This window comes from Nicoletella semolina, assembly GCF_004345745.1.
In the GTDB taxonomy this organism is placed as follows: domain Bacteria; phylum Pseudomonadota; class Gammaproteobacteria; order Enterobacterales; family Pasteurellaceae; genus Nicoletella; species Nicoletella semolina.
On record NZ_SLXJ01000010.1, the window covers coordinates 69291 to 76444 of the forward strand.

Sequence of the window (7154 nt, forward strand, 5' to 3'; positions counted from 1 at the left end):
GGGAATATATGGACGCTATTTTATTTTTTACGCTGGATATTCTCAAAGTGCCTGCGATTTTGGTGGGGCTGATTGCTTTGATTGGTCTGCTTTTACAACGCAAAAAACTCCCTGATATTATTAAAGGCACAATCAAAACCATTTTGGGTTTTGTAGTGCTTGGTGGCGGAGCGACGGTGCTTTTAGGCTCGCTGACCCCTCTTGGTGGAATGTTTGAGCACGCTTTTAATGTACAAGGTATTATTCCCAATAATGAAGCTATCGTCTCAATGGCTGTTGAGCAATACGGCACGGCAACGGCACTGATAATGGCATTTGGTATGTTCGCTAATATCATTGTTGCTCGTTTTACCCGATTAAAATTTATTTTTTTAACAGGGCATCACACTTTTTATATGGCGTGTATGGTAGCTGTCATCTTGGTGGTTGCTGGCTTTGAAGGGGTACAGCTTATCTTTGTTGGCTCGCTGACAATGGGGCTAATTATGGCATTCTTTCCTGCTATTGTTCACCGTTATATGAAAAAAGTAACAGGAAGCGATGATGTAGGATTTGGACATTTCGGCACAGTTGGCTACGTTCTTGCTGGAGCAATTGGACAAGCGGTCGGAAAAGGATCAAAATCGACAGAAGAAATGAATTTACCCAAAAACCTCAGCTTCTTACGAGACAGTTCCATTTCTATCTCACTGACAATGTTAGTGATTTATTTTTTACTTGCCATCGCATCAGGCAGTGAATATGTCACCCAACAATACAGTAATGGTCAGCATTATCTAGTTTATGCCACTATTCAATCTATCACCTTTGCAGCAGGCGTATTTATTATTCTTCAAGGGGTTCGCTTGGTCTTAGCAGAAATTGTACCTGCATTTACAGGGATTTCAGAAAAGTTGGTTCCCTCTGCTAAACCTGCACTAGATTGCCCGATTGTTTTCCCTTACGCACCGAATGCGGTATTAATCGGCTTCCTCTCAAGTTTTGTTGGTGGGCTAGTTGGCTTGGCTATTTTAGGGCAATTGAGTTGGGTGTTGATCCTACCTGGTGTCGTTCCTCATTTTTTCTGTGGGGCAACCGCAGGTGTGTTTGGGAATGCAACAGGCGGACGTAGAGGAGCAATTCTCGGTGCTTTCGCACAAGGTGTATTAATTACATTCTTACCTGTATTCCTACTCCCAGTTCTCGGTACGTTAGGCTTTGCCAATACCACCTTTTCTGACTCAGATTTTGGTGCAATCGGCATTATTCTTGGCTATATGGCACAATTTTTCTCAAAAGATATGATCACAGGCATTATTGTTGCCATTTTTGCGGCATTAGTAGTTCATAACTATGCCACTAGCTCCAAAACAGAAAATAATCACTAATTCTATCCCTTAATCCATAAAAAAAGCGAGATCCTAAAGTTAAGATCTCGCTTCTAATAACTTAAAAAAGATTAGAGTGATGATTGATCAACAGCAACACCCGCACCCATAGTGGTAGAAACACTCACTTTCTTAATAAAAATCCCTTTCGCCGTCGTTGGTTTTGCTTTTGTTAATGCAGCTAATAACGCCTGAAGGTTTTCTTTTAATTGCTCTGGTGAGAAATCTGCTTTACCGATAGTGGTGTGGATAATACCATTTTTGTCATTACGGTAGCGGATCTGACCTGATTTCGCATTTTTTACTGCGTCCGCCACATTAGGGGTTACAGTACCCACTTTTGGGTTTGGCATCAAGCCACGAGGACCTAGTACTTGACCTAACTGACCTACAACACGCATTGCATCAGGAGAAGCGATAACCACATCAAAGTTCATTTCACCTTTCTTGATTTGCTCTGCTAAATCTTCCATACCCACAAGATCTGCACCTGCTGCTTTTGCAGCTTCCGCATTCGCACCTTGTGTAAATACCGCAACACGAGCAGTACGACCAGTTCCGTGTGGTAACACAGTTGCACCACGCACGTTTTGGTCTGATTTACGAGGGTCAATTCCTAAGTTTACTGCAACATCAACACTTTCAACAAATTTAGCTGTTGCAAATTGTTTTAATAATGCGATTGCTTCGTTGATTTCATATGCTTTAGTAGAATCTACGCCAGCTTTAATTGCTTTCATTTTTTTAGTCAATTTAGCCATCGAATTATTCCTCCACCACTAAGCCCATTGAACGTGCAGTACCTTCAATAGATTTCATCTTAGTTTCAATTGTTGCACCTGTCATATCTGCTGCTTTAGTTTCAGCGATTTGACGAATTTGCTCACGAGTTACTTTACCCACTTTGTCTTTATTTGGTTTTGCAGAACCTGATTTCAGACCTGCAGCTTTCTTAAGAAGCACAGCCGCTGGCGGAGTTTTAGTTACAAACGTGAAAGAACGGTCTGCATAAACAGTGATGACAACAGGAATTGGTAAACCTTTCTCTAAGCTCTCGGTACGAGCGTTAAATGCTTTACAGAATTCCATAATGTTTACACCTTGCTGACCAAGAGCTGGACCAACTGGTGGTGATGGGTTAGCCATACCCGCTGCAACTTGCAGTTTAACGTAGGCTTGGACTTTTTTTGCCATTTCTAAGTTTCCTCATTTGGGTGATAACGCTGCTGCCAGCTCCCCAATTAATATAAATGCCGAAGCACCAACACAAAAACACGAGCTAATTAATCAGCTCGCAAATAGGCGAGTGATTATACAAATAAAATGGTATTTTTCAACTGTAACTTTACTTTCAGGCTTACATTTATTTATCCAATTACACAACTTTTTTAAATATAATTGATATCCGTTCTAAAGCGGCCAAAAAGTACGAATATTTTGCAACAGAAAAATTTTCTTTATATGCCTCTAAAATCACCCCCTCTGATGCTCACTCAACCATTTTGTCGGAGATACGCCAAGTTCTCGGATAAACACTCGTGTTAAGGCAGCATTATGGCTGTATCCAACTTGTTCAGCTACCCGAGCGACTGGGACGCCTTTTTGTAATAGCGACTGTGCTACCGAAATTCGCCAGTGTGTGAGGTATTCCATTGGCGATATGCCCATAATTTCTTTAAAATATGTGCTAAATGCTGATGTTGACATTAGGGCTATTTTTGCGAGTTCGTCAATTTGCCATGTTCGTTCTGGCTGTTTATGTATGGCAAGTAGAACTTTGCTTAATGAATTATCCATTAACCCTCGCAGTAGTCCAGTCTGTAAGTATTGTTGTTCAATACAGCAACGTACAACCTCAATAATAAAATAGGCAGACAGGTGATGAATGGCGGCGTGGTAGCCACAGCGTTGTTGGGTGTTTTCAGTAAAAATTAAATCAGTAATGGCAGCAAGTTGTGGCTGTTCATCTAAAAAAAGTACCACTATCGTATCTACTGCGGTTGTTAGTGGATTACGCACGCCCTCACCAAAATCAAAATTGATGCAAAAAACATCAATGCCATCGCTATCAAGAGGATGAATGCTGTGTAATACATTGGTAGGCGAAAAAACGATGCAAGGGCGATCAATCAATTTTGGATTGTCATTTACTTGGTTTAGCCAGCAGCGTCCATTACGAATAAAATGTAAATAACCCTTATTTTTCTGGTCAAAATGCCCCGTGCGACAAAGCTGTCCCAAAAAGAATAGGTCTGGATTAAACTGAAAATGGGAGAAAAGATAGGTTATTGCATCCATTATCAAATTGCCCTGTAGGTTTAGGTTAAAATTTATGTTATTTCGGTTAATTTTATCATTATGTCTTTCAGTATACTTCAGCAGAATTCAATAGTTCTTAACCATAACGAAGAAGGAAAAACTCCATGAAAAATGATGATATTATTGATCAATCTCGTCGATTTGCAATCAATAAAGGTTCCCGCCTTGCAATAGCAGCTGGTTTAGTAGGACTATCTAGTTTGGCTAGTGCTAACCAGAAAAAAACAGACGCTCTCAAAGTTAATGCCATCTATGCCGAACCTGCTCAGTATGGACTTAAACGCCCTGACGTTAAAATAGATCCTAAGCGTGTCGGTTTGGTTGTAGTTGATCCACAGGTTGACTTTTTAAGCCCTAAAGGCGTAGCTTGGGGTGTATTGGGTGCATCTGTTACAGAAAATAACACAGTAGAGAATATCGAAACCTTATTTAAGGCAGCTAAAAAATTAGATATTCCAGTGGTTATCTCGCCGCATTATTACTATCCTCAAGATCATCAATGGAAGTTTCTTGCACCAGGTGAAAACTTTATGCACGAAAGCCACATGTTTGCTCGTAAAGGTGCATACACATTGTCAGGGTTTGAGGGTTCAGGTGCGGACTTCTTAGAGCGTTATAAGCCTTATATTTATGATGGCAAAACTGTGATCGCCTCTCCGCATAAAGTATTTGGACCAGAAACGAATGATGTTATCCTGCAACTTCGTAAACAAAATGTCAGTCAAGTCATCTTAGCAGGTATGGCGGCAAACTTATGTATTGAATCACATATGCGTGAGTTTATTGAGCAAGGATTCGAAGTGATTGTGGTTAAAGATGCGACTGCTGGACCGAGAGTACCAGAGGGTGATGGCTACTTGGCAGCACTCACCAACTACCGCTTGATTGCTAATGCCCTATGGACAACGGAAGAAACGGTTAAGAAAATTAAAGGCTGATTATTGTAAAATACATGCATTATGTAGCAGTGGCACAAAGACCACATAATTGAAATTGCTAAAGCTCTTACTTGTTAAATTAGGTAAGGGCTTTTTGTTATGGCAGCTGAAAGAAAAGCAAGAAATATTTTGCAAACAAACCTAAGTTCGAAAATCGCTTTTTCGGATACCGAGTATAAAGAGTGCAGAAAAATAACAGCTTGCAGCTAGACCGATTAACCATAAAAGCCAGTGAATTTTTTGCCAAAGTGTGAGAAGAAGCCAGCTATCCAAACTTGGTGAAAAATAGGCGATTAATGCTCCCATTAAGCTGGTAGCAATAGCGATTTTGAGTGTGAACAATCCTGTCGCTAGCGTTGCTTGATAAATATTTCGTTGGGCTAATGTGCGATAGAGCAAGCAAGCGTTGATCGCAGCGGAAAAGGCGGAGGCGATAGAAAGCCCTAGGTAGCCAAATGGAATGGCGAATGCACCAAAACTGATGTTGCTGATGGCTGTAATGATGCCGATTTTGACAGGGGTTTTAGTATCTTGTTGGGCATAAAATCCGTTGGCGAGAACGTTGATAAGCATATAGCTGACTAGGCCAAAGCACATTATGGACAAGGCATTTGAGGTGGCAATAACGTCATCAAATTGGAATTTTCCTCGCATAAACATCGTGGCAATTAATGGTTTTGCCAATAGGATAATGCCGACCATTGCAGGTATGCCAAGCAGTAACACCATTCGCACGCCCCAATCCATTGTTTGGGAGAATGTGTAGGCACGTTGTTTTTCGCTTAGGTCTTTTTGTTTAGTGATTTTAGAAAGGCTTGGCAAAATGACGGTGGAAATGGCGATGCCAAATAATCCGAGTGGAAATTCAATGAGCCTGTCTGCGTAGTAGAGCCAACTGATTGAACCTGTAACAAGAAAGCTGGCGATGATTTGATTTAAGAGTAAATTGAGTTGAGTAACCGAGACGCCAAACAGGGCTGGGATCATCAGTTTGCGAACTTTGGCAACGCCCTCATCGTGCCACGCCCATTTAGGTTTAACGAGTAGGCCTTCTCGTTTTAAGAAGGGGAGCTGGAATAAAAATTGTAGCAATCCGCCTAAAAATACGCCACAAGCAAGGGCAGTATCAGGTGAGCTAAAATGCGGCGAACCCCAGATGGCGACAGCGATAATTGCGACATTAAGTAAGATTGGCGTGAACGCCATCACTCCAAATTTACCGAGCATATTCAGTATCGCACCAGAGAGTGCAACGAATGTGATAAACCAAAGATAAGGAAAGGTAATTTTTAGTAAAAATGAGGCCTGACTGAATTTTTCTGCATTGGGTCCATCATTGAGCCAGTCGATAAACCAACCTGATCCAAATAAGGCTGCGACAATGGGCGAGCCAATCATTCCGATGAGTGTAACGATAGAAACAAGTACGCCTAGTGTGCCAGAAATTTTTGCAATAAACTCACGAGTTTGGTTTATGTTGTTGTCTGTACTGTATTCGGCTAGCACAGGGACAAAGGCTTTAGAAAACGCCCCTTCGGCAAATAAACGACGTAAAAAATTGGGAATACGATTGGCAAATAAAAAGACATCGGCTGCCATACTTGTACCGAGCAATGTTGCCACAACAATATCTCGTACTAGGCCTAAAATGCGTGAAATCAGCGTCATACTGCTGAAGATAATCCCTGATTTTAATAATTTCTTCGCCAAAATATGTTCTCTTTTAAGTTGCAACAAATTGATAGAATTTTAGCAGTTTATGGTAGGAAAATCAGAAAAAAACTGCTAGAATTACGCACTATCTTTCGCACAACTATTCTGCGTAGAGATATTATTTTCAAGCCCGTGTCTCGTTGAAAATGAATTTTTAACTATCGATAGCAACATAGAAGGCAAAGATATGGCTTTTATGTTTTTGTTTTTACACAGATATTTTTATTTTTAGGAGTTTGACCTTGGCGAATATCAAGTCAGCAAAAAAACGTGCGGTTCAATCAGAAAAACGCCGCCAACACAACGCAAGCCAACGTTCTATGATGCGTACTTACATTAAAAAAGTTTATGCAGCGGTTGCCGCTGGGGATAAAGCTTTAGCTGAAACTGCGTTCGTACAAATGCAAAAAGTAGTGGATCGTATGGCATCTAAAGGCTTAATTCACGCAAATAAAGCAGCTAACCATAAATCAAAATTAGTTGCTCAAATCAAAAAGTTAGCTTAATTGTTAATATTTAAAATTTGCAAATTTGAGTAAAAAACTGACCGCTTTAGGTCAGTTTTTTGTATACAAAATCCCCCCAAGCCGAAACTTGAGGGGGCTGGATTATCATAAATAGATAAGAACGTTCTTTTTACTTTTTAGCTGTCTTTCCCTTTACTCAAAGAGAAAAAAGGAAAAAAAGAAAACCACGCAACACCCTACCATTCGTAGTTTATTCCCGCTCCTCCACTCACATCGCCTCCGCTTAACGCAAAACCTGCCCTCGCAGAAAAACCTTCATTCACTCGATAACCCGTACCTATCGCTAATGC

The 7154-nt window shown here is 40.7% G+C and carries 8 protein-coding genes; 3 read left to right on the forward strand and 5 right to left on the reverse strand.

Translation table 11 applies throughout. The features are described from left to right. Positions 1 to 8 precede the first annotated feature (8 nt). Positions 9 to 1367 (forward strand): PTS ascorbate transporter subunit IIC, encoded by a 1359-nt coding sequence (locus EV693_RS07180; protein ID WP_132501686.1) that lies wholly within the window; start codon positions 9 to 11, stop codon positions 1365 to 1367. Positions 1368 to 1438: 71 nt separating this feature from the next. Here EV693_RS07180 and rplA read toward each other — a convergent pair whose 3' ends face one another. The 3 genes from rplA to EV693_RS07195 all read right to left on the reverse strand — a co-directional run bounded on the left by rplA (position 1439) and on the right by EV693_RS07195 (position 3665). Then, positions 1439 to 2128: a 50S ribosomal protein L1 gene (gene rplA, locus EV693_RS07185; RefSeq protein ID WP_132501687.1), complete on the reverse strand. Its 690-nt coding sequence runs from the start codon at positions 2126 to 2128 to the stop codon at positions 1439 to 1441. Positions 2129 to 2132: 4 nt separating this feature from the next. Further along, on the reverse strand, positions 2133 to 2561 hold the full coding sequence (gene rplK / locus EV693_RS07190) for a 50S ribosomal protein L11 (protein WP_132501688.1): 429 nt from the start codon (positions 2559 to 2561) through the stop codon (positions 2133 to 2135). 279 nt (positions 2562 to 2840) lie between these two features. After that, the gene (locus EV693_RS07195; protein WP_132501689.1) at positions 2841 to 3665 is read right to left on the reverse strand and encodes a helix-turn-helix transcriptional regulator; all 825 of its coding nucleotides are present in this window, start codon (positions 3663 to 3665) and stop codon (positions 2841 to 2843) included. Positions 3666 to 3790: 125 nt separating this feature from the next. Between EV693_RS07195 and EV693_RS07200 the strand changes: the two genes are divergently transcribed. Beyond that, positions 3791 to 4624: a cysteine hydrolase family protein gene (locus EV693_RS07200; protein ID WP_132501690.1), complete on the forward strand. Its 834-nt coding sequence runs from the start codon at positions 3791 to 3793 to the stop codon at positions 4622 to 4624. Positions 4625 to 4765: 141 nt separating this feature from the next. Here the strand turns inward: EV693_RS07200 and murJ are convergent, their stop codons facing one another. Further along, positions 4766 to 6334, reverse strand: coding sequence for a murein biosynthesis integral membrane protein MurJ (gene murJ, locus EV693_RS07205; RefSeq protein ID WP_132501691.1), 1569 nt, complete (start codon positions 6332 to 6334; stop codon positions 4766 to 4768). Positions 6335 to 6579: 245 nt separating this feature from the next. On the opposite strand from murJ, the gene rpsT reads away from it, so the two are divergent. Then, positions 6580 to 6843, forward strand: a complete 264-nt coding sequence (gene rpsT, locus EV693_RS07210; RefSeq protein WP_132501692.1) for a 30S ribosomal protein S20 — start codon at positions 6580 to 6582, stop codon at positions 6841 to 6843. 197 nt (positions 6844 to 7040) lie between these two features. Here the strand turns inward: rpsT and EV693_RS09775 are convergent, their stop codons facing one another. Next, entirely contained in the window at positions 7041 to 7145 is a 105-nt protein-coding gene (locus EV693_RS09775; protein ID WP_424991506.1) for a YadA-like family protein, read from the reverse strand. Positions 7146 to 7154 lie beyond the last annotated feature (9 nt).

What these genes read in the sequence shown, in the direction of transcription:
- rplA (WP_132501687.1), bottom strand. Translation starts at nt 2,128, where the DNA reads ATGGCTAAATTGACTAAAAAAATGAAAGCAATTAAAGCTGGCGTAGAT.
- rplK (WP_132501688.1), bottom strand. Translation starts at nt 2,561, where the DNA reads ATGGCAAAAAAAGTCCAAGCCTACGTTAAACTGCAAGTTGCAGCGGGT.
- EV693_RS07180 (WP_132501686.1), top strand. Translation starts at nt 9, where the DNA reads ATGGACGCTATTTTATTTTTTACGCTGGATATTCTCAAAGTGCCTGCG.
- EV693_RS07200 (WP_132501690.1), top strand. Translation starts at nt 3,791, where the DNA reads ATGAAAAATGATGATATTATTGATCAATCTCGTCGATTTGCAATCAAT.
- EV693_RS07195 (WP_132501689.1), bottom strand. Translation starts at nt 3,665, where the DNA reads ATGGATGCAATAACCTATCTTTTCTCCCATTTTCAGTTTAATCCAGAC.